Annotated in this window: 2 protein-coding genes; both read right to left on the bottom strand. The window is 33.5% G+C overall.

Going from position 1 to position 1,655, the window contains the following annotated elements; genetic code table 11:
* Positions 1-144: 144 nt before the first annotated feature.
* The gene (locus K8089_RS15990; RefSeq protein ID WP_167919739.1) at positions 145-939 is read right to left on the bottom strand and encodes a cation transporter; all 795 of its coding nucleotides are present in this window, start codon (positions 937-939) and stop codon (positions 145-147) included.
* Positions 940-1,103: 164 nt separating this feature from the next.
* Entirely contained in the window at positions 1,104-1,541 is a 438-nt protein-coding gene (locus K8089_RS15985) for a hypothetical protein (protein WP_237604295.1), read from the bottom strand.
* Positions 1,542-1,655: the final 114 nt, after the last annotated feature.

The following is a 1,655-nucleotide window of genomic DNA, read 5'->3' as shown; positions in this document are numbered from 1 at the left end:
CAACGGTTTTGTGTATGATTAGTGGCGTGTTTAAGCACCTAATTTAGCAAATAAAAACCGAATAGAAAATCCGCGAGGATTTTCGTAAGTAGGCGAGAACCAGCCATTAATTATACACGTTGTTGTAAGTAGTGCTTTTTTAGTTCACTTACTTAATTTCAAAATCCGAAATGCTCCTTGAATTACCAATGCAAAAACAATTGTTCCGATAATCAAATCAGGTTTATTAGAACTCAAATAATGCACTAAAATTCCTGCAATAATTACTCCCAAATTGATAATCACGTCATTCGAAGTGAAAATCATACTCGCTTTCATATGTGCTTCTTCTTTGCTCTTTGACTTTTGCAAAATATAAAGACAAATTCCGTTTGCAATAAGTGCAAAAATCGAAACTATAATCATTGTTGAAAAATCGGGAAGTTTCTCGTTTCCGAAAAATCTTCTCAAGACTTCTACAAATCCAATAATCGCAAGTATTATTTGAAAATATCCAGCAAGTTTGGCAATCCGTTTTTTCTTTATTACTGTTCCGCCAACCGCAAACAAACTAATTCCGTACACAAAACTGTCCGCAAGCATATCTAAACTATCGGCAACAAGTCCCATAGATTTTGAGATAATTCCTGTTGTCATTTCAATAATGAAAAAAGCAAAATTTATGGCAAGTACAGACCAAAGTAGTTTTTTCTGATTTTCGTTTTCTTTAAATTCCGTTTGGTCGGTTTGTTCCGTTGAGATTTTTTTTCCACCTAAATTCAATTCGATAACGGACTTTTCGATTTGGTCAATTTCTCCGCTGTGAAAAACGGTCAATTTTCGATTCGGAATATCAAAGTCCAAATTCGCAATGCTTGAAATTCCGTCCAATTTCATTCGGATAAGATTTTCCTCTGAAGGACAATCCATTTTGGTAATTTCAAATATTGTTTTATTCACTTGGTATCTGGGTTTTTCGGCATTACTTACAACGTGATTGTATATGGTTTGTTGCGTGTTTCAAGCAACTAATTTAGTAAATAATTACCGACCAAGAAAGTCCGAGAGGACTTTCGTAAGTAAGCGAGAAGCCAGCAATAAATTATATACGGTGTTGCCCACAGTTATTTTTTCATTCGGCTGAATTCAATCTCTTTCGATTTACAATTACCTAAATCAGTTTTTCCCCAAACATATTCAGTTATATTATCACAATCAACGTAAATATTTCCGTTTTTAATTATCAAATTTTTAAGTTTTGGTCTTTCTGATGGTGGAAAGTTACTTTCTAATTCGGTAATTAATATTTCATTCTCTCTAACATCAATATTTCCGATTACTGACATTTCACGATTCTGTTTTTCCGCAAGAGTTTCTTCAGTGATGTCTATTGGCCATTCATCCACAACAAAGAATTGTATCGAGTCCATTTCAGAACTTATCCAAAGCGCATAAAACAAATCATTATTTTCCGCTTTAAAGTGTCCTCCATTTTTGAATTCCACTTCTTTACAATTTTGAAGTAATAAAGTCAATAATAATAGCGGTATAATTCTTTTCATATGCGGTTTGGTTTAATTGTGGGCAACGTTTCTGCATATGATTAGTGGCCCGATTAAGCACTGAATTTAGCAAATAAAAACCAAACAGAAAATCCGATAGGATTTTCGGAAGCA

Source organism: Aequorivita vitellina (assembly GCF_022008365.1).
Classification (GTDB): Bacteria; Bacteroidota; Bacteroidia; order Flavobacteriales; family Flavobacteriaceae; genus Aequorivita; species Aequorivita vitellina.
Note: the sequence above shows the minus strand (reverse complement) of the source record. Positions and strands in the feature narration are given on the sequence as shown.

Excerpts from the sequence above, each read along its gene's own strand:
- K8089_RS15985 (WP_237604295.1), bottom strand. The coding sequence starts at position 1,541 with ATGAAAAGAATTATACCGCTATTATTATTGACTTTATTACTTCAAAAT.